At 56.4% G+C, this 19,669-nt stretch carries 19 protein-coding genes and 1 riboswitch; of the genes, 10 read left to right on the top strand and 9 right to left on the bottom strand.

Translation table 11 applies throughout. The annotated features are described in order from the left end of the window. Positions 1-2 precede the first annotated feature (2 nt). From folK to LZP73_RS06055, 7 genes are all read left to right on the top strand, one after another. On the top strand, positions 3-491 hold the full coding sequence (gene folK, locus LZP73_RS06025; RefSeq protein ID WP_234233570.1) for a 2-amino-4-hydroxy-6-hydroxymethyldihydropteridine diphosphokinase: 489 nt from the start codon (positions 3-5) through the stop codon (positions 489-491). A 56-nt stretch (positions 492-547) separates the two neighbouring features. Then, positions 548-1,342 (top strand): 3-methyl-2-oxobutanoate hydroxymethyltransferase, encoded by a 795-nt coding sequence (gene panB / locus LZP73_RS06030; protein ID WP_169564600.1) that lies wholly within the window; start codon positions 548-550, stop codon positions 1,340-1,342. 24 nt (positions 1,343-1,366) lie between these two features. Continuing rightward, the gene (gene panC / locus LZP73_RS06035) at positions 1,367-2,212 is read left to right on the top strand and encodes a pantoate--beta-alanine ligase (protein WP_234233571.1); all 846 of its coding nucleotides are present in this window, start codon (positions 1,367-1,369) and stop codon (positions 2,210-2,212) included. Between the two features lie 43 nt (positions 2,213-2,255). Continuing rightward, entirely contained in the window at positions 2,256-2,408 is a 153-nt protein-coding gene (locus tag LZP73_RS06040) for a hypothetical protein (protein ID WP_234233572.1), read from the top strand. Between the two features lie 228 nt (positions 2,409-2,636). Continuing rightward, complete coding sequence (locus LZP73_RS06045; protein ID WP_234233573.1) at positions 2,637-4,004, top strand: Na+/H+ antiporter NhaC family protein; 1,368 nt, start codon at positions 2,637-2,639, stop codon at positions 4,002-4,004. Between the two features lie 79 nt (positions 4,005-4,083). Then, a complete protein-coding gene (locus LZP73_RS06050; protein WP_234233574.1) occupies positions 4,084-4,818 on the top strand; it encodes a hypothetical protein in 735 nt (244 codons plus the stop codon). After that, on the top strand, positions 4,808-5,545 hold the full coding sequence (locus LZP73_RS06055; protein WP_234233575.1) for a 23S rRNA pseudouridine(2604) synthase RluF: 738 nt from the start codon (positions 4,808-4,810) through the stop codon (positions 5,543-5,545). The genes LZP73_RS06050 and LZP73_RS06055 overlap by 11 nt, the downstream gene beginning before the upstream one ends. A gap of 58 nt (positions 5,546-5,603) precedes the next feature. On the opposite strand, the gene LZP73_RS06060 is transcribed toward LZP73_RS06055, so the two are convergent. Together LZP73_RS06060 and LZP73_RS06065 are read right to left on the bottom strand one after the other, a co-directional pair. Then, complete coding sequence (locus LZP73_RS06060) at positions 5,604-7,760, bottom strand: S46 family peptidase (protein WP_234233576.1); 2,157 nt, start codon at positions 7,758-7,760, stop codon at positions 5,604-5,606. A gap of 174 nt (positions 7,761-7,934) precedes the next feature. After that, positions 7,935-9,134, bottom strand: coding sequence for an aromatic amino acid transport family protein (locus LZP73_RS06065; RefSeq protein ID WP_234233577.1), 1,200 nt, complete (start codon positions 9,132-9,134; stop codon positions 7,935-7,937). Between the two features lie 243 nt (positions 9,135-9,377). Further along, positions 9,378-9,486: riboswitch (yybP-ykoY riboswitch) on the top strand. 86 nt (positions 9,487-9,572) lie between these two features. Between LZP73_RS06065 and LZP73_RS06070 the strand changes: the two genes are divergently transcribed. Then, positions 9,573-10,127 (top strand): TMEM165/GDT1 family protein, encoded by a 555-nt coding sequence (locus LZP73_RS06070; RefSeq protein WP_234233578.1) that lies wholly within the window; start codon positions 9,573-9,575, stop codon positions 10,125-10,127. 63 nt (positions 10,128-10,190) lie between these two features. Here LZP73_RS06070 and katB read toward each other — a convergent pair whose 3' ends face one another. The 6 genes from katB to LZP73_RS06100 form a co-directional block, all read right to left on the bottom strand. Continuing rightward, the gene (gene katB / locus LZP73_RS06075; protein WP_234233579.1) at positions 10,191-11,654 is read right to left on the bottom strand and encodes a catalase KatB; all 1,464 of its coding nucleotides are present in this window, start codon (positions 11,652-11,654) and stop codon (positions 10,191-10,193) included. Positions 11,655-11,885: 231 nt separating this feature from the next. After that, positions 11,886-12,113, bottom strand: a complete 228-nt coding sequence (locus LZP73_RS06080; protein ID WP_234233580.1) for a YgjV family protein — start codon at positions 12,111-12,113, stop codon at positions 11,886-11,888. A 152-nt stretch (positions 12,114-12,265) separates the two neighbouring features. Then, positions 12,266-12,739 (bottom strand): cupin domain-containing protein, encoded by a 474-nt coding sequence (locus tag LZP73_RS06085; protein ID WP_234233581.1) that lies wholly within the window; start codon positions 12,737-12,739, stop codon positions 12,266-12,268. A gap of 33 nt (positions 12,740-12,772) precedes the next feature. Further along, a complete protein-coding gene (locus LZP73_RS06090; RefSeq protein WP_234233582.1) occupies positions 12,773-13,210 on the bottom strand; it encodes a PaaI family thioesterase in 438 nt (145 codons plus the stop codon). 183 nt (positions 13,211-13,393) lie between these two features. After that, a complete protein-coding gene (locus LZP73_RS06095) occupies positions 13,394-13,843 on the bottom strand; it encodes a hypothetical protein (protein ID WP_234233583.1) in 450 nt (149 codons plus the stop codon). An 88-nt stretch (positions 13,844-13,931) separates the two neighbouring features. After that, positions 13,932-14,534, bottom strand: coding sequence for a DUF2238 domain-containing protein (locus LZP73_RS06100; RefSeq protein ID WP_234233584.1), 603 nt, complete (start codon positions 14,532-14,534; stop codon positions 13,932-13,934). Between the two features lie 180 nt (positions 14,535-14,714). Between LZP73_RS06100 and serA the strand changes: the two genes are divergently transcribed. Both serA and ygfZ read left to right on the top strand, forming a co-directional pair. Continuing rightward, positions 14,715-15,944: a phosphoglycerate dehydrogenase gene (gene serA, locus LZP73_RS06105; RefSeq protein WP_234233585.1), complete on the top strand. Its 1,230-nt coding sequence runs from the start codon at positions 14,715-14,717 to the stop codon at positions 15,942-15,944. A 139-nt stretch (positions 15,945-16,083) separates the two neighbouring features. Next, positions 16,084-17,058: a tRNA-modifying protein YgfZ gene (gene ygfZ, locus LZP73_RS06110; RefSeq protein ID WP_234233586.1), complete on the top strand. Its 975-nt coding sequence runs from the start codon at positions 16,084-16,086 to the stop codon at positions 17,056-17,058. A 223-nt stretch (positions 17,059-17,281) separates the two neighbouring features. Here the strand turns inward: ygfZ and fusA are convergent, their stop codons facing one another. After that, on the bottom strand, positions 17,282-19,375 hold the full coding sequence (gene fusA, locus LZP73_RS06115; RefSeq protein WP_234233587.1) for an elongation factor G: 2,094 nt from the start codon (positions 19,373-19,375) through the stop codon (positions 17,282-17,284). Positions 19,376-19,669: the final 294 nt, after the last annotated feature.

Below are 19,669 nucleotides of genomic sequence, written 5' to 3' on the forward strand. Positions count from 1 at the left end.
CCGTGGTGAAGGTCTATATCGCCCTGGGAGCCAACCTGCAACAGCCGGTGGCTCAACTGGACTCGGCCGTACAGGCCCTGGCCGGCCTGGCGCTGCCGGGCAGCCTGCGGGTATCGCCCTACTACGCCTCCCGGCCCATGGGCGATGTCGTCCAGCCGGATTACGTCAACGCAGTGGCCAGCCTGGATACAGAGCTGGCACCGCTGGCGCTGCTCGATGCGCTGCAGGCGATAGAAAACCACCAGGGACGACTGCGGCAGGAACGTTGGGGGCCCAGGACCCTGGATCTGGACTTGTTGCTCTATGGCGATGAAGTGCTCAGCCTCCCCAGGCTGACAGTGCCCCATTACGGCATGCGGGAGCGCAGCTTCGTGTTGATCCCCCTGTGGGATCTGGCGCCTGAGCTGGTGTTGCCGGACAAGACCCGCCTCGAGACGCTTATCGGTCCCCAGATGCGCGCCGAATTGCAGCGACTCGTCCCGGAAGATTGAAGTCCAACCTCAGTTAGCTTATAACTCCAATTCCAATCGATTTTAAGATGACCCCTATGTCTAAAATTACGTGTTCGACCCTGTTGAAGTTTAAACAGCAAGGTAAAAAATTCACCGCCCTGACGGCCTACGATGCCAGTTTCGCCCACGCCTTCGACAGCGAAGGGGTCGAAGTCTTGCTGGTCGGTGATTCACTGGGGATGGTATTGCAGGGACACGACGACACCCTGCCGGTCACCACGGCAGATATCGCCTACCATACCCGCTGTGTGCGCCGCGGGATCAGCCATGCCCTGTTGATCGCCGACATGCCGTTCATGAGCTATGCCAGCGCCGAACAGGCCATGACCAATGCCGCCCTGCTGATGCAGGCCGGCGCCAACATGGTCAAGGTCGAAGGCGGGCACTGGCTGCTGGAAACCGTCACCAAGCTGACCGAGCGCGGCATTCCCGTCTGTGCCCACCTCGGCCTGACGCCGCAATCAGTGCATGTGTTCGGGGGCTTCAAGGTGCAGGGCCGCGACGCCGACAATGCCCAGCGGATTTTGGACGAGGCCAAGGCGTTGCAAGCCGCCGGTGCCCAGCTATTGGTGTTGGAATGTATTCCGGCGTCACTGGCCAAGACGATCACCCAGGCCTTGAGCATACCTGTGATAGGCATAGGTGCAGGCGCGGATACGGATGGGCAGATCCTGGTGATGCACGATGTGCTGGGGATCTCCAGTGGTTATATTCCGCGTTTCTCCAAGAACTACCTGAAACAAACGGGTGAGATCCGCTCGGCCATTCGTGCCTACATAGATGAAGTCGCCGCCGGTACTTTCCCGGGCGAAGAACACACCTTTAACTGATGAGAGTTTGCAAGGTATAGCCCTATGATCACCACAGCCCGCATAGATGAATTACGTGCCCAGGTAAAGGCCTGGCATCGCCAGGGAGACACGGTCGCTTTTGTGCCGACCATGGGTAATCTGCACAGGGGACACATCACCCTGGTCGAGGAGGCCCGCCGCCGCGCCGATCACGTGGTGGTATCTATCTTCGTCAATCCCATGCAGTTCGGACAGAATGAAGATCTGGCCGCCTACCCTCGCACCCTGGCGGCCGACAGCCAGGCATTGATGGAAGCCGGCGCCGAGCTGTTATTCACCCCGACACCGGAAATCATCTACCCCAAGGGCCTGGCACAGCAGACCTATGTCGAAGTACCTGGGATCTCAGACGAGCTATGCGGCCACAGTCGCCCGGGGCACTTCCGTGGTGTCGCCACCATAGTCTGTAAGCTGTTCAACCTGGTGCAACCGGATCTGGCCTTATTCGGCCAGAAAGACTATCAGCAGCTGTTGGTGATCAGGACCATGGTGGAAGACTTGTCGCTGCCGATCGAAATCCTGGGCATAGAAACCATAAGGGAAGCCTCGGGCCTGGCCATGAGTTCACGCAACGGCTACCTCACGGCCGAAGAAAGAGTCACGGCCGCGACCCTCAAGCAGACACTGGATTTCATGGCCGATGCCCTGATCCAGGGGCAGCCCCTGTCCCAGATAGGCACCCAGGCCGAACGTATGCTCATAGAGGCGGGATTCAAACCCGATTACCTCGAAGTACGCAACGCCCACACCCTGGCCCCCGCAGCCGCCACAGACTCTGAGCTGGTGATCCTCGCCGCCGCCTATCTGGGCAAGGCGCGCTTGATAGATAATCTGCTCGTCAAACGCTAACGGCGCCATGACTGATGAAACAGGGGCCTGAGGCCCCTTTTTCATGGCCATTCCCCCCGCCCGACCTGGGCGCCGGCGGCCCAGGCGACGCACCGGTTCGCTTCCCTCCCCCAACATAGGCACAGGCACAGGCACAGGCAAGAATGCCGCCACGAATAGCCCCAGCATCACACCGACAGACAAGCCGGATTTTTAAGCATAAGTTATTGAAATGTTGCTATCAGAGGATCCCGATGGCATCTTAGCTGTATATTTGCGCACTCGCGGCTTTGGATGTATAAACATCTAGACGTCCAAATTGACAGAGCCTATGCTATCCCATATCCTCTGCAATCGGTTGTCGGCTAGCAGAGACCAGAGGTTGCACCCCCAACCCAGTGCCCCAGCGGAGCGGCCGAAGCTAGCGACCAATAACAGGATACCTATGGCTTACCTAAGTTTAAGAGAGACAGAATTGACCAAGCAGACTCAAACCCGCACAGCCCCGGCCAGGGGCAGCCTCATTGCCCTGTTGCCCCTGTTCAGCTTCCTGGCCCTCTTCATAGGCGCGGGTCTGTATTTTCAGCATCAGGGGGTCGACTTCGCCTTCTACCAGCTGCCCAGCGTGGTGGCCATTCTGCCGGCCATTATCCTGGCTCTGGCCCTGTCGAAACAGAAACTCAATCAGGCGATAGAGACCTTCATGGCCGGGATAGGCCATAGCAACATCATCGCCATGTGTCTTATCTACCTCTTGGCCGGTGCCTTTGCCGCCGTCGCCAAGGCCACGGGGGGCGTCGATGCCACTGTTGCCCTCGGACTGTCACTGATCCCGAGCCAACTGTTATTGCCAGGTTTCTTCGTGATCGCCGCCTTCATCGCCACCGCCATGGGCACCTCCATGGGCACGATCGCCGCAGTGGCGCCCATCGCCCTTGGCGTCGCAGATCAGGCGCAGATAGATTATGCCCTGATGGCCGGTGCCGTGATGTCCGGCGCCCTCTTCGGTGACAATCTGTCGATCATCTCGGATACCACCATAGCGGCAACCCGTACCCAGGAATGTGAGATGAAAGATAAGTTCAGGGAGAACCTGATATTTGCCCTCCCGGCTTGCCTCATCACCCTCATCGCCTTCGTGTTCGCCGGTCAGGGCCAGGCCGAGCTGGTCCACCAGCCGGTGGAGATCTTCAAGGTCATTCCTTATTTGACTATTCTGCTGTTGGCACTGGCCGGGCTGAATGTATTTGTGGTCTTGACCATAGGCATACTGCTCGCCGGCGCCACGGCGCTATTCGGCGCCGACTATGGCCTGATCCAGTTCGGCAAGGATATCTATGCAGGTTTCACCAACATGCAGGAAATCTTCATCCTTTCCATGTTAGTCGGTGGCCTGGCGGCCCTGATGCAACAACAGGGGGGGCTGGCCTTCGTCAGCCGGCAGATTGAGCGCCTGATAGGCCGCTTCTCCCGTGCCAGGGGCGAGCCTTCGAGCCGCGCCGCCGAACTCGGCATGGCGGCCATAGTCGCCAGCACCAACGCCTGTGTGGCCAACAACACAGTCTCCATAGTCGTCACAGGCGACATAGCCAAGGAATTGGCCCATAAGCATGGCGTCAGCGCCAAGCGCGCCGCCAGCATACTGGATATCTTCGCCTGCATAGTCCAGGGACTGATCCCCTATGGTGCCCAGGCACTGCTAATCGCCTCGACATTCGGCATCACCCCCTTGGCCGCGGTATCCCATACCTGGTACTGCATGATCCTCTCCCTGGTCGCCATAGTCGTCGTCATGTTGCGCAAGCGGCATTGATGACAAGCACTGCCGGGTGACAAACATAGCAAGCTTGGGTCATCATAGGGCAGATCCGAGCAACGAGTGGTGAGAGACGATGGCGGCAGCCGAGCATGACCCCAGAGAACCCAGCCAATATGATCTGCATAGGCTGGTTATCTATCTGATTTTACTGGGGACCAGCCTATGCGCCCTCGGCTTGTCTCTGGTCATCTGGCGCAACTATAGTCTGCAGGGCATGGCGCTGCTCAATGTCAGGGCCGACACCCTGGGCGACTATATCGCCTCCCCCCTGGCCTATATTTTCAATTTCACCCTGATGATCTCCGGGCTATGCATGCTGTTGGCCATGCTGGCGCTATTCTCACTGCGCCCCAGGATCAGGGGCGGCAACTACCTGGCGGCGGTCGCCTGCTGGGTCGGGCTGGCCATCATTTTGATGGGCATATTCCCCATCAACGATCTCCAACTCCACAGAATTGTCGCCACTGCCTATCTGCTCGGCACCTTCTGCCTACATTGCCTCTGCGTGTATGCCGGCATCAACCGCAGCCCGCTCTGTCCCAGGCCGCTGTTTTACCTCGGCATCGCCGGCCTGCTCAACGCCCTGGTGCTCATGCTGAGGCTGGAGTGGCGCACGCTGGATTTCATGCCCTGTTCCCATGCGGCGGGGGACACTTGTTGGGTCGCCATTAACATCTGGCTGCAGACGCTGCTGACCCTGGGTTGGTGCCTGCTGCTGGCTCTGGCGATGCTCCGCAGCCTCAGGGCCGAAGGGCATGGCCGGCCGGCGACAAGCCTGGGGCGCGCAGGAGCCATAGATGCGGCCTAGGCTGGCCAAGTACCTCGCCCTCTGTGGCCTGGGTTCGCGCAGGCATGCCTGTCGCCTGATTGATGCCGGCCTGGTGACCTTCAACGGCCGCTCCGCAAGCCATACGGACAGAGTCACCCTGGATGGGCAAGAGGCATGCCTGGATGATATCAGGGTCGCGGGCGTCAGGCTCAGGCCGCCCCAGGCACCTAGCTATTGGCTGTTCAATAAACCCGTCGGCGTGGATTGCCGTTTGCTGGCGCAAGACCCCTGCAGCCTGTTGCATCTCCTGCCGGCCGAGCCCAGGTTATATCCGGTCGGCCGTCTGGATAAGGACTCAAGGGGGCTGTTGCTGCTGACCAATGATGGCGAGTTGACCCACAGCCTGATGCACCCGGACTTCGGCCACAGCAAGACCTACCATGTACGGCTGAACCTGGCCTTAGATGAGGCCTTTCTGACCCGGATGGCCCAGGGCGTCAGCTATAAGGGCATTTGCACCCTGCCATGTGATACCCGCCGCCTGACGGACGACAGCTTCGAGATAGTCCTCACCCAGGGGCTTAACCGCCAGATCCGCCGCATGTCCCAGGCATTGGGCTACCGGGTCATAGATCTGCAGCGGGTGGCGTTGATGCGCCTCGAACTGGGTGACCTGGCAGAGGGACAGATGCGCCCGCTGACGGAGCAGGAAATCGCCGGGTTAGTGTGCCTCAAGCAGGAAAAATCCCCGCCAACAAACCCATAAAAAACCAATAAAAAAGCCCTGAAGAGCAGGGCTTTTAGCAACCTGGACGCCAGAGGCGCTAGTTCACTATCTCCATCTCGGCCAGCAGGTTGTCGGCCTCATCCAGATACTTCATCACCCATAGCATGTAGCGGCTGTCGAGCTGGATGGAGCGGTTGAGGTTAGCATCATAGGCCCAGTCGCCTATGATGCTCTCATAGACGCCATCGAACAGCAGGCCCACCAGCTCGGCACGGCCGTTGAGGGTCGGCGAGCCTGAGTTGCCCCCCGTGGTATCCAGGGTCGAGAGGAAGTTCACAGGCACTGAGCCGAGCGACTCGGTGCCGAAATCCCCGTACTGCTGCTGTTTTATCAACTCGAGTTCACGCTTGGGAGCATCGAAAGGCGCCACGCCCGTGTCTTTCTGCACTATGCCCTCCAAGCTGGTGAAGGGCGCCGCCAGCATGCCGTCGGTCGGCGAGTAGCCTTGCACCTGCCCGACCGAGACCCGCAGGCTAGAGTTGGCATCGGCATACACAGGCTTACCCTGCTCGCGATTGAAGGCTATGATGGCATCCATGTAGCGCGGACGCACCCGCATCAGCTCACCTTCTATGGCCTTCTGTTGTTTTTCCAGCGCCATGTCTGTGTCATACATGGCGACCGCAAGCCGGATGAAAGGGTCATCGGATGCCTTGAAGTCGGCGACGGATTTCTCCATCCAGCCCAGACGTGTGTCCTTATTGCCCAATTCGGTATTGGCGTATAGCTTATCCACTGTCTTGGCCAGTTCGGCAACATCCAAGCTCTCGCCTATGCCAAGGGCCTTATCCAGCGCCGGCAAATGTTGCTCACCCGGCAGCGCCGCATAACGCTCGAGCAAGTCGAGCAACACCGCCTTGTCGACACTCGGGGCATAACGGCGATCCAGACGTTCCATGCTCGCCTTGAAGCGGATCATGTCGCGTTGCTGATAGCCGGGCTCGCGCTGCATGTCCGGCAGGGTCTTTTCATTGGCGAGACGGTACAAGTCGCGGGCCGTCGGCAGCATGCCTGTGTAGCCCATATAACCCATCAGGATATCGCGTTCCTGATGGGCTTCGTTGCGAATGTTCAGCTTATGCAAATCGGCAAGGGTATGGCCGTACTTGGCTTCCCTGGCGCCATCTTGCTTGATCCAGGCCGACAGCTCGGCCTCGCGGGCCCGACGGTCGGCCAGCATGCTCGACTTGCCATAGAACTCGATCATGGAAGTAAAGTTCTTGGCATAGTTGGCCAGCCCGGCGAGCAGGCTCTCGTACTTGATGCGCTCGTCACTGCCTTCGGGCGCGGTCGCCTTGATGATGTCGATGAAACCTTCCCGCAGCTGTTTGCCCGCTGGATAGGCCCATTCGAACTGGTTCTGCACCTCAGCCGCGGTGCGATATCTGTTGGTGCGCCCAGGGTAGCCGGCCACCATGACAAAATCCCCCTCACTCACGCCTTTGGCCGACACCTTGAGGAAGCTCTTGGGCTGGAAAGGCACATTGTCAGTGCTGAAGTCCGCCGGCTTGCCATTCTTGGCCACATAGGCGCGATAGAAGGAGAAATCGCCCGTGTGGCGGGGCCACATCCAGTTGTCTATGTCGCCACCGTATTTGCCGACACTGGCGGCCGGGTTATACACGAGCCGCACATCACGGATTTCCAGTTGCTTGACCAGGTAATATTCCAGGCCACCGTGGAAGCTGTAGACCTGGCAGCGATAGCCAACCTCCTTCTCACACCCGGCCACCAAAGATTTCTCGGCCAGCTCTATGCCGCGATAGAAGTCTTGGCCCATCAACTTGCCCAGGCCGGCCTGCACCTTGTCGGTCACCTCTGTGACCGCTTCCGTGACATAAATACGCGAGCCCGGGGTGGCCGGCAGTTCGTCGGCAAACGTCTTGGCGAGGAAACCGTCCTGCAGCAGGTTCTTTTCCGGGGTGGAGTTATATTGGATGGCGCCGTAGGCGCAGTGATGATTGGTCACCACCAGCCCCTTGGGGGACACGAAAGAAGCTGTGCAGCCACCCAGGCTGATAACGGCATTCATGGGAAATTCGGTCAGCTTGGAGATGGACTCGGCATCTATCTCCAGTCCCTTGGCCTTGAGTTCATCTGCCATGGCCGGAAGCTGATGAGGCTGCCACATGCCCTCATCGGCCTGAGCCCCAAAACTTGCGGCAAGCACCGCGCTGAGAAACCATCTTTTCATTATACTAAATTCCTTTTAGTGTTTTATTGATTGAGTCGGGCTTATCCAATGCCAATGCCGGGCTAAAAAAAAAAGAGCCAGACACAAGGTCTGACTCTATCATATTGTTTCCAATCACGAATAGCGAAAAACAAACTCGCTTACACTAACCGGCTCAAGAGGCTGCCGCGGTCACTAGAGTGCCACCGCCAGCTGGGCGGCTATGATGATGACTCCCAGCAAGGCCGTCAGCAGCAGTGCGGGTTTCCCCCCCGAAACCTGGTAGCCCGTCATCTGTTGTTTGCGCTGTCCAAGTGCCATGGCCACAGGTAAGAAAATAATCATGATCACCAGAGGCATGGCGGCAAACCCCAACACAGTGACGAAACCGTCGGGATAATACAGGGCACATAACAGCGGTGGCACGAAGGTGATAAGCCAGGTTTGCAGGCGTCCGAACACGGTCGAACGCGCCCGGGTGAGTTCGGCAATGAAGTCGAACAGGCTCATGGTCACCCCAAGGAAGGAGGTAATGAGCGCCAGATCGGCAAACAAGCCAATACATTTGCTCACTATGGATGAATTCGCTATGGCTTGCAGCGCACTGATGAGCCCGGAGAGCGAACCATGGAAGCCCGTTACCGTCTCGCCGCCGAGGGTGCCTAAGGTCGCACTAAGCCATAACAGGTAGCAGATCAGCGGAATGCTAGAGCCTATCAGCAACACCTTGCGCAGCGTGACGGCATCGCCATCCAGATAGCGCACCAAAGTGGCAATACACACATGAAAACCGAAGGAGGTGAATACCACAGGGATGGCCGCCATCCAGAAGGTCATGTTGCCGTCCCCCGCCGGGGTCGTCCTGCCCTGGGTCGCAAACCAGGAGAGATCCACTTCGGGCAACAGGAATACGACCACCAGGACCAGCATGCCTATCATGAGTGAAAACAGCAGCCGCGATGCCTTGTCGATCCAGGCGACACCAAAGGCGGCAAAGCCCCCCAGAAACACGGTAAACAGGATAACGGCGAGCTGGCTGTCCAGTTGCATGCCAAACAAGGCCTGGGCCTTGAGCACCAACAGCGAGGAGCCGCCGCTCAGATAGGCCGCGGTCAAGGCGATCAGCAGGCTGAGAAAGGAAGCGCCTTGAATAAACTGTCCCACCTTGCCCAGCGTCTTACCCGTGATGGCATGGACGTTGTCCCCCACGCCGGCACGCAGGTTGATCTCCAGCATGAGCAATGAGGTATAAGCGGAAATCCCCCAAACCAAGACCAACAACAAAAAGGCGGGTATCACACCTAAGGCGGCTGTTGCCAGCGGCAGGGCCAACATGCCGGCACCAATCGCCGTCCCCCCGACTATGGCGATGGAGCCCAAAATTTTCAAATTCACCACGTATATCCTATTTTGATTATTTTAATTATTGAATGGTCTCAGCTGCTGGCCGCTTCAGCGAATGCTCAACAGGGCTTCGACATTAACAGACGCAGCCGATAACAGGCAATACACTTGGCGTCGAAAAAGGCAACTCTGTCCAGCCACTGTGGGAGTTCTTGGCCTGAATGCCTCGCCATGGGGCAGATTGCTCATCCCGGGCTTGAACCCGCAGGGATAGGCGTTATAATGCCCTCCTCGCTTCGGGGGAGTAGCTAACCATAGTTTGAGTCAGGCTTAAATTATGGGGTAAGTATCAACATACTTGGCCAAATGCCATGGTACTTACAGCAGATCACACAGATCTGCCCGGCAAGACCCGAGCATGGTTTCCGGCACTTTGGGGTGGACGGAAGTTGTGCTCGGTTGTCTGAATTTCACCCCTAAGGATCTATTTTGCAAGCACTGTTAGCCTCAACCTTTACCGTTGCCATCGCCGAGATAGGGGATAAGACCCAATTGCTCGCCTTGCTGCTGGCCGCGCGTTTCAAGAATAAGACCGCCATCATCTCGGGCATACTGTTCGCGACCCTGCTCAACCATCTGGCGGCGGCCTGGCTGGGACAATGGGCCATTGCCTGGGTCGATCCAGATGTGGCCCGCTATCTGGTTGCCGCCTCTTTCTTCGCCATGGCCCTGTGGATTTTGGTGCCGGATAAGGTCGAAGCAGGGGAAAGCCGCGTCTATCTTTGGGGGGCCTTCATGGCGACCTTCATATTGTTTTTTCTCGCCGAGATGGGCGACAAGACCCAGATAGCCACCTTGGTGCTGGCGGCCAAATACGACGCCTTGGCCATGGTAGTGGCGGGCACGACCCTGGGCATGTTGCTCGCCAATGTGCCCGTGGTCATCGCCGGCCACTTGAGTGCCGACCGGCTGCCGCTGCAGTGGATCCACAGGGGTTGTGCCCTGCTATTCGCCGCTTTGGGAATGGCGACGCTCTTGTGGTAGGAAAATAACACAGGGAGGCATGGCCTCCCTGTTGTTTGCGACCGGTATCGGCCGGCTAAAGGCTTAAAGACCCAGGGCCAGCCTGACTCTCTGGCCATAATCCCTGTCGGCGGCACTGAAGTGCTGCAGCATCTTCAGTTGCACCCCCAGGGTTACCTGGCTCAGGCTGCCACTTATGTTGCCGATCAAGCGGGCTTTTTCATCCTCGGGCAAGAGACGATACAAGTCCCCCGCCTGACTGAAGTCATCCTGATCGTAGCGGCTGTAACGGCTCGCCTCCCCCTCCAGTCTCAATGGCGGCTCGGCAAACTGAGCCGCTTCGCCGAGTCCGTCGGCCGAGTTGGGGCCATAGTTGACGCCGGCATCGCCGCCCGTCTGGTTGCCCGGGAAACCACACTGACCGCCCGCCATGGCGCCGCCGCGTTGGTAATGCCTGGCCTTGGCGGCATGGGGACAGTTCACTGCCAACTGGTTGTAATTGGTGCCTATGCGATAGCGCTGGGCATCGGCATAGGCAAACAGGCGCGCCTGCAACATCTTATCCGGCGAGGCACCGACACCCGGCACCAAATTGCTCGGCGCCAGCGCCACTTGCTCGACTTCGGCAAAATAATTCTGCGGCAAACGGTTCAGCTCAAGCACCCCTATATCCATCAGTGGATAGTCCTTATGGGGCCATACCTTGGTCAAGTCGAAGGGGTTTATATGATAGGTATTGGCCTCGGCTTCGGGCATCAGCTGTATCTGCACAGTCCAGCGGGGGAAGTTACCGTCGGTTACCGCCGCCACCATGTCGCGCTGTGACGAATCCGGATCTATCCCCTTGAGTATGTCCGCCTGCTCGGCCGTCAGGTTGGCTATGCCCTGCTGGGTCTTGAAATGAAATTTAACCCAGAAACGCTCGCCTTCGGCATTCCAGAAGGAGAAGGTGTGGGAGCCGAAGCCATGCATCTGACGGTAATTGGCCGGTATGCCCCTGTCCGACATGAGGATGGTCACCTGGTGCAGGGCCTCGGGATTCAGGGCCCAGAAATCCCACATGGCCTGGGGATCTTTGAGGTTGGTCTGCGGATGGCGTTTCTGGGTATGGATGAAATCGGGGAACTTGATGCCGTCACGCAGAAAAAACGTCGGGGTATTGTTGCCGACGATATCGTGATTGCCACGGCCAGTGTAGAAACGCAGCCCGAATCCCCGGGGATCACGCTCGGCATCGGCACTGCCCATCTCGCCACCGACGGTGGAGAAGCGCACGAAGGTCTCTGTCTGCTTACCCACGCCGTTGAAATGCTCGGCTATAGTGTATTCGCTGAGATCTTTCGTCAGGGTAAAGGTGCCATAGACACCGGTTCCCTTGGCATGCACTATCCGCTCAGGGATGCGCTCACGATTGAAGTGGGCTAATTTTTCAATGAGATGCCAATCCTGAAGTAACAGAGGACCGCGCTCCCCCGCCGACAACGAATTCTGATCGTCTGCCACAGGGGCGCCATTCTGGCTGGTGAGATACTTATCTTGTTGATTCATTATGCTTATTCCTTAGTGTGCTTGTCTTGGGCTAACCAGGTTTCTATGACATCGTAAATTGTTGCCATGACACTTTTCCCTTACCTATGCGGCTCAGTTATCTACTGGATGGCTCAAGCATAGGCGGCACTAAAGAATATATAAAACGGTTAAAATAGATGTTATCAATCGTTTTTTAAGATTAACATCCGTGAGCCTAACCGGCGGCCGGGTAAATCGGCCGCCGGCGCCCTAGGACTGACGGTATAGCTTAAACAGATAATAAATGTCTATCAGCACTATGAAGAAGTTCACCAGGGCGACGGGCAGGGCCCCAATCGCCAAACCATAGGCCACGAACAGCGCCGCCCCAGTCAGGTTCCACCAACGCAGTTTCTTGATATTGGCCATCATCAACGAAATGGCGACCACCACGGATGCCAGATAACCCACCCATTCCCATATTGTTGCACTTTCCATACTCACTCCCATAAAAGCCCGGCATGCTTTGCCGGCTAATGACCCGTTTCTTATCGTCGGCACCTGCTGCTATTGTGCCGCAGCGGCCGTCCTGATCTTTGACCCGGATCAGTCCAGGCGAGTCTTTGCCTGGATATTGACCGGCCGCATCCTCACCTGAGTTTATCTATTGCCTCTATATCCACCAGATCCCAACTGCCCTGATGCCGATACAATCGCTTGTTCTGACGGGGATAATCGGCCACGTCCTGCACCAGTCTCTGACCCATGACCAGGAAGACCAAGGGCTGAGTGCCATTGTTGTGCATGGCATGACCCGTGCCATTGGCCGGAAAAGCCATGAAGTCCCCGGCGCCCAGGGCGAAGGTTTCCCCTCCGATATGGGCCTCACCCACACCGCTGAGCACATAGACACATTCCTCCTCGAAATAGTGTTTATGGTATTCGGTACTGTCGCAACCCGGGGCTATGCTGATCTGGTGCACCCCGATATGCTGCAACCCTATGGCGTCGCCGAGGGACTTTTTTGCCCTGGTCGCCCTGGGATTTAAGAAGTGGGTCTTGGTTTCCGCTTCCATGGCCGCAATCTCGGCGGCGGTCAGCAAATGGTCTCTCGGTTTCATCATCCCGACTCCTGAAAAATATCTGTCTCCCGAAGATTAACGTTTCACCACGGCCGCCGTCATGCGGGAGATACAGGTCAACTCTCCCCCGGCGTTGTGGATCAAGACTTCCCATACCGAGCTGCGTTTGCCCAGATGCACGGGTTTGGCCGTCGCCACCAGTACGCCATTGCGGGCGGCGCGCAGATGGTTGGCATTGATTTCCTGACCGACACAATAGTAATTTTCGAAATCGACGGCAAAATTGGCCGCATAGCTGGCAACCGTTTCCGCCAACACCACATTGGCGCCGCCATGCACTATCCCCAGGGGGTTATGCACAGCCGGCGATGCCTGCATGGTCGCCTTCATATAGTCGTCGCCTATCTCACTTATCTCTATGCCCAAGGTCTGCATCAGGGTGCCCTTCCCCTGCATGCCTAAATCCAGCCTGGCACAGTCGGCCAAACTGACGGGTCTGAACCAAATACTCATACTTCACTTCCTGTCGCTAAATATGCGAGCCAGTCTACTGGGCTGGCGGGGAAGTTTAAACACTGAAATCATTGGCGGGACAGTTTTTGGGGAAGGAAACGGCGCCTGGGCAGATCCTGGCAAGCTTGGCGAGCCCGATAGCCGGCCTCGAACCTAGCGTCAATCCTGGTGTCAATTCTAGTATCAATGCAGCCAGCGGCGCTCGCCGGCAAAATTGCCGACCCACACCAACAAGACCGCCCAGCTGAGCACCAGCAGCGGTATGGGCAAGGCTTCGACCCCCAATGCCGCCATGGCATCCTGCACCCCGAACACATAGCCCAAGTGCAACAGCACTGCGACTAGCGACAGGAGCAGCATGCCCAGGGCCTGGCGCCTTCTCAGCAATAGCAGCAGGCATCCCAGCAGGCCAGAGAGCAGGGCACTGCCGAGCACCCAATTGAGCCAGACTGGGGTGGTGTCGTACATGTAGCGCTCGGCCTGGCTCATCTGAGCTATCGCTTGCGAGTCCAGATTCATCTGCACCAAGAAAGTCATCAAACCCAACAGGTTCCACAGCAGGCTCACCAAGGCAAACAGCCGGAACCAGATAGGTACTCGTAGCGGCTGCCCTGCCATAGTGTGCGTCACCATGATACCCCTCCACAGAGTGAATTCGGGTTTAGCATTGCTTAGCTTAGTCTAAGGCGGCGGCTTTAGCCCGGCGGGCACTTGCCGCTGTTCAGCCCTTAAGCCGGCGCAACTGACTGTCATGGCGTCGGGATAAGAGGCTGAGTGCGACTATGGCCCCTATCAATGCCATCAACATGTCCGATTGGGTATCCCAGACATAGCCTTGGGTGCCGAGAAACGCATCGGCCCCTTCGCCGCTTGCCAGTGCCACCCACCATTCGATCAGCTCATAGAAGGCGGATAAGGCCAGCACGAAACAGCCTACCAGGAAGGCGCACCAAGCGCCCGGCTTGACCGCTTCCTGACGCAAGAGGATCTCCCGCGCCAGTATCGCCGGCACAAAGCCCTGGGCGAAATGCCCCAGCTTGTCATAGTTATTGCGCTCGCTACCGCTCACTTGGGCCAACCAGTCAAATAACGGCACCTCGGCGTAGGTGTAATGAGCCCCGACGAACAGTACGCTGCAATGCAGCAAGATCAACACATAGGCCAAAGGTGTCAGCGGAAAACGATTGCGGGTAAGGAGTAACAGCGGCAAAGCCACCAGGGCGGGAATGGCTTCCAGCCACCAGGTGAAGCGATCATGGGGATTTATGACTGACCAAATGAGCACAAGGCTGTATATTCCCAACCACAGGATTCTGTTATGCAAGCTAACGACCTCTTATTCGATATTGTTCTTAATTTAGAATATTAACTTTAGCCATCCAGCCCTCCACAGCAGACAAAAATAATGCTACTTTGGGTGGGCGGTGACAGTGAGCATAGCATAACGCCAATCCACAGCATGATTGGCATAAGATTCGCAACAATAATCAAGGGTACCCACATCATGGCGAAACACTCGCTGGACAAGGATAAGATTAAGATCCTGCTGTTGGAAGGCGTCCACCAATCTGCGGTAGATGTACTGGAGCGGGCAGGTTATACCAATATCGAGTATCACAAGGCATCGCTGGGCGAGGCTGAGCTGCTCAAGGCCATCAAGGATGTCCATTTCGTTGGCCTGAGATCCCGCACTCAACTGACGGCCGAGGTATTGCGTAATGCCGAGAAGTTAGTCGCCATCGGCTGTTTCTGTATCGGCACCAACCAGGTGGATATCACCACCGCCGAGTCCCTGGGTATCCCTGTGTTCAATGCCCCCTTCTCCAATACCCGCAGTGTGGCCGAGCTGGTCCTGGGCGAAATCATCATGCTGATGCGCGGTATTCCCCAGCGTAACGCCATAGCGCACAGGGGCGGCTGGCTCAAGAGTGCTAACGGCAGTTTCGAAGTCAGGGGCAAGACCCTGGGCGTAATAGGCTATGGCCACATAGGCACGCAACTCGGCATCCTGGCGGAGACCCTGGGCATGCGGGTGGTGTTCTTCGACATAGAAGACAAATTACCCCTGGGCAATGCCCAACAGATACATTCGATGGAGCAATTGCTGGCACAAGCCGATGTGGTGAGCCTGCATGTCCCGGAGACGCCCCAGACCAAAGACATGATAGGCAGCGCCGAGCTGGCCTGCATGCGCAAGGGCAGCATCTTCATCAATGCCTCACGGGGCACAGTGGTGGATATAGATGCCCTGACGGCGGCCCTGAAGGAGCTGCACCTGGCTGGCGCGGCCATAGACGTGTTCCCGGTCGAGCCCAAGTCCAACGATGACGAGTTTATCAGCCCACTGCGTGGCCTGGACAATGTGATCCTCACGCCACATGTGGGTGGCAGCACGGCCGAGGCCCAGGAAAACATAGGCATAGAAGTCGCCGGTAAACTGGCCAAGTATTCGGACAATGGCTCGACTGTGTCCGCGGTCAACTTCCCCGAGGTCTCACTGCCGCAGCATAAAGGCACCTCGCGTCTGCTGCATATTCACCAAAACCGTCCCGGGGTACTGATCAAGATCAACCAGGTCTTCGCCGAGCAGGGCATCAACATTGCCGCCCAATACCTGCAGACCACGGCCGAGATAGGTTATGTGGTGATGGAGGTCGATACCCATCAGGCCGAGCAGGCTCTGGAGCACCTTAAGTCCATCGAAGGCACCATACGCACCCGTCTGCTGTTTTAACCTAAAGCCGACATCCTCGGGCTGACACCAAAGAAGCGCACTTATTCTATCCAGGATATGTGCGTTTTGTTTATTCCGGCGCTCAGGTAAATCCGTTACAATTCCAGCTAATGCAACGCATCACTTTCAGGATCTCACTATGACGATTTCGGTTTCTCAACCCAACTGGGATCTGGACGCTCCACAACCAGATCTGCTGTTAGCCAAACTGTCTCATCTGGGGCTAATCCGCATCTGCGGTGAACAGGGCCACAGTTTCATCCAGGGACAAGTCACCACAGACATAAGTTCGCTCGGGAAGGACCAATGGCGCTGGGGTGCCCACTGCGATCCCAAGGGTAAGATGCTCGCCAGTTTCAGGATCTTTGATCTGGACGACAGCCTGTTCATGCTGCTGCCGAGCTCGAGCATAGGGGTAGATTTGCCCCAGCTGCAGAAATATGCCGTCTTCAGCAAGGCCGAACTCAGTGATGTTACAGGCGATTGGCAGTTGTTCGGTGTTGCCGGCGACAAGGCCGAGCGCTTCATCCATGACACTTTCGGTGTCACCACCGACGGCGCCGCCATGGCCGGGCTGACCCAGATCGAAGGCGGCGCTATCCTCAAAGACGGCCCGCGTTATCTGCTCATGCTGTCCAGCGCCGCCGCTGCCGCTTTCGAACAGAGACTCGATACCCAAGTCTATGATGCCAGCGCCTGGCAGGCATTGGAGATCTTGGCAGGTTACCCCAACCTCAGCGCCGAACACTCGGGTCAATACGTGCCCCAGATGTGCAACCTGCAGGCAATCGACGGCATCAGCTTCACCAAGGGCTGCTACATGGGACAGGAAACCATAGCACGGATGAAATACCGGGGCGGCAATAAACGCGCCCTGTATGTGCTGGCGGGCCATACTGAAGCCGAGCTGGGTCTGGATACCAAACTGGAGATAGCGCTGGAAGACGGCTTTCGCCGTGCCGGGCAGATCATAGAATATGTGCAGCGGGGACAGAAGGTGTTATTGACGGCTGTGCTCGCCAACGACACCCAGGCCGATGCCCGGCTGCGGGTCGCCGATGATGCGGCGTCCAGCCTCAGGGTCCTGGCCTTGCCCTATTCATTGCAGGACTGAGGTCCTAAGCCGGATATAGCGGCCAGGCAACAAAAGAGCACAAAAGCAACGCCAGAGGCGTCCCAAGGCAACTTGGGGCGCCTCTGGTGTTTCTGGCGCTGGCGTTTGCGACCGACCCGAATTCGAAACTGGATAACGGGCTCGGCATCCGGCCAAGGAAGCAAAAAAAAACCGCTGAGAGCTTGAGCTCATCAGCGGTTTTTCTAAGCGGTGAGGTTAAGAATTACTTCTTAGCTTCAGCAGCCTTACGTTCTTTAACTTGAGTTACAACTTTCTCGGCTACGCTGTTTGGACAAGCGCTGTAGTGTGAGAACTCCATAGAGAACTGACCACGGCCTGAAGTCATGGTACGCAGAGTACCTATGTAACCGAACATTTCTGATAAAGGTACGTCAGCCTTGATACGCACACCAGTTACGCCTGCAACTTGGTCTTTGATCATGCCGCGACGACGGTTCAAGTCACCGATTACGTCACCCACGTTGTCTTCTGGGCTGAACACGTCAACTTTCATCACTGGCTCAAGCAACTGTGGCTTGGCTTTAGCGATAGACTGACGGAACGCGCCTTTAGCAGCGATTTCGAACGCGATGGCTGATGAGTCGACTGCGTGGTATGCACCGTCGGTCAGTTCGAACTCAACGTCCAACACTGGGAAGCCAGCTATGGTACCTGTGTTCATCATGCTGCCGAAGCCTTTCTCAACTGCTGGCCAGAATTCCTTAGGAACGTTACCACCAACAACAGAAGACTTGAACACGAAGCCAGAGTTTGGCTCACCAGGACGGATAACGTATTCGATCTTACCGAATTGACCTGAACCACCAGATTGTTTCTTATGGGTGTACTGATCTTCAACCTGGGCAGTGATGGTTTCACGGTAAGCAACCTGTGGTTCACCCACGATCAGCTCAACACCGTAAGTACGCTTCAGGATGTCGACCTTGATGTCCAAGTGCAATTCACCCATACCTTTAAGGATGGTTTCACCTGAATCTTCGTCAGTCTCTACGCGGAATGATGGATCTTCGGCGATCATCTTACCGATAGCGATACCCATCTTCTCAGAGCCGCCTTTATCTTTAGGCGCAACTGCGATAGAGATTACTGGCTCTGGGAACACCATGGCTTCCAGAGTACAAGGATGCTTGACATCACACAGAGTGTGACCCGTTTGCACGTTCTTCATGCCCACGATGGCGATGATGTCACCGGCTTGAGCCGATTCCAGTTCGTTACGCTCATCGGCTTGCATCTCAACCATACGGCCGATACGCTCAGTCTTGCCGGTAGCGCTGTTGAGGATGGTGTCACCCTTCTTCAGACGACCAGAATAGATACGTACGAAGGTCAGGGCGCCGAAACGGTCATCCATGATCTTGAACGCCAATGCTTTCAGTGGCTCATCGGCAGAAACGATAGCGAATTCGCCGGTTTCATTGCCTTCTTCGTCTGTCAGTGGCTGTGGATCAACTTCCTGTGGTGCAGGCAGGTAATCGACAACTGCGTCAAGCAACAACTGCATACCTTTGTTCTTGAAGGCAGAACCACAGTATGTAGGGAAGAATGCCAGAGTACGGGTACCCTTACGGATACAACGCTTGATGTCTTCCATAGATGGCTCTTCGCCTTCCATGTAAGCTTCCATCAGATCGTCATCCTGCTCAACGGCAGTTTCGATCAGCATTTCACGGTATTCTTCAACCAGGTCAACCATGTCGGCAGGGACATCAGTGACTGTGAAGTTTTCTGGCAGACCAGTGTCATCCCAGATGTGCGCCTTACGGGTCAAGAGATCGACAACACCTGTGAATTCGTCTTCGATACCGATAGGCAGAACCATGACCAGCGGAGTCGCAGCCAATACGTCTTTAGTTTGCTTAACAACACGCAAGAAGTCGGCACCCATACGGTCCAGCTTGTTTACGAAGATGATACGGGCAACTTCAGATTCGTTAGCATAACGCCAGTTGGTTTCTGATTGAGGCTCAACACCGCCTGAACCACAGAATACACCGATACCGCCGTCAAGCACTTTCAGAGAACGGTAAACTTCAACTGTGAAGTCAACGTGGCCTGGGGTGTCGATGACGTTGAAACGGTGATCGTTCCAGAAGCAACTTACGGCAGCAGACTGAATGGTAATACCGCGCTCAGCTTCCTGTTCCATGAAGTCGGTGGTTGATTCACCATCGTGAACTTCACCGATCTTGTGGATCTTACCGGTTAGCTTAAGGATACGCTCGGTGGTCGTGGTTTTACCCGCGTCAACGTGAGCGAAGATACCAATGTTTCTGTATTTGGATAATTCGGTCATGATTCAACTTTAATGAGTAGTTTAAGAAGTAGACGGAGTATGCGACAAACACCGACACACCGCACATCAGATTATTTAGGCGCATATTGTAAATTGGAACCCAGTCTTGCGCAAACGGCTCTTACGCTTTTTCGTCAATAAGTGCGTGTAAAAAGCCCGAAAAATGCTGAAATAAATTATTAAAACAAACAGATAAAATAAATTGTACGAATTACGCTCAACTTGAATTAACGCCGGAAATTCGCTGTTTCATGCCCCTATCGTCTGCTACTGGCATTATTTCGGCTCAAAAGC

The organism is Shewanella sp. AS16 (assembly GCF_021412365.1).
GTDB classification, from domain to species: domain Bacteria; phylum Pseudomonadota; class Gammaproteobacteria; order Enterobacterales; family Shewanellaceae; genus Shewanella; species Shewanella salipaludis.

Excerpts from the sequence above, each read along its gene's own strand:
- panC (WP_234233571.1), top strand. The coding sequence starts at position 1,367 with ATGATCACCACAGCCCGCATAGATGAATTACGTGCCCAGGTAAAGGCC.
- LZP73_RS06050 (WP_234233574.1), top strand. The coding sequence starts at position 4,084 with ATGGCGGCAGCCGAGCATGACCCCAGAGAACCCAGCCAATATGATCTG.
- LZP73_RS06090 (WP_234233582.1), bottom strand. The coding sequence starts at position 13,210 with ATGAGTATTTGGTTCAGACCCGTCAGTTTGGCCGACTGTGCCAGGCTG.
- panB (WP_169564600.1), top strand. The coding sequence starts at position 548 with ATGTCTAAAATTACGTGTTCGACCCTGTTGAAGTTTAAACAGCAAGGT.
- serA (WP_234233585.1), top strand. The coding sequence starts at position 14,715 with ATGGCGAAACACTCGCTGGACAAGGATAAGATTAAGATCCTGCTGTTG.
- LZP73_RS06060 (WP_234233576.1), bottom strand. The coding sequence starts at position 7,760 with ATGAAAAGATGGTTTCTCAGCGCGGTGCTTGCCGCAAGTTTTGGGGCT.
- LZP73_RS06055 (WP_234233575.1), top strand. The coding sequence starts at position 4,808 with ATGCGGCCTAGGCTGGCCAAGTACCTCGCCCTCTGTGGCCTGGGTTCG.
- LZP73_RS06045 (WP_234233573.1), top strand. The coding sequence starts at position 2,637 with ATGGCTTACCTAAGTTTAAGAGAGACAGAATTGACCAAGCAGACTCAA.
- LZP73_RS06085 (WP_234233581.1), bottom strand. The coding sequence starts at position 12,739 with ATGATGAAACCGAGAGACCATTTGCTGACCGCCGCCGAGATTGCGGCC.
- fusA (WP_234233587.1), bottom strand. The coding sequence starts at position 19,375 with ATGACCGAATTATCCAAATACAGAAACATTGGTATCTTCGCTCACGTT.
- LZP73_RS06095 (WP_234233583.1), bottom strand. The coding sequence starts at position 13,843 with ATGGTGACGCACACTATGGCAGGGCAGCCGCTACGAGTACCTATCTGG.
- ygfZ (WP_234233586.1), top strand. The coding sequence starts at position 16,084 with ATGACGATTTCGGTTTCTCAACCCAACTGGGATCTGGACGCTCCACAA.
- katB (WP_234233579.1), bottom strand. The coding sequence starts at position 11,654 with ATGAATCAACAAGATAAGTATCTCACCAGCCAGAATGGCGCCCCTGTG.
- LZP73_RS06040 (WP_234233572.1), top strand. The coding sequence starts at position 2,256 with ATGGCCATTCCCCCCGCCCGACCTGGGCGCCGGCGGCCCAGGCGACGC.
- LZP73_RS06080 (WP_234233580.1), bottom strand. The coding sequence starts at position 12,113 with ATGGAAAGTGCAACAATATGGGAATGGGTGGGTTATCTGGCATCCGTG.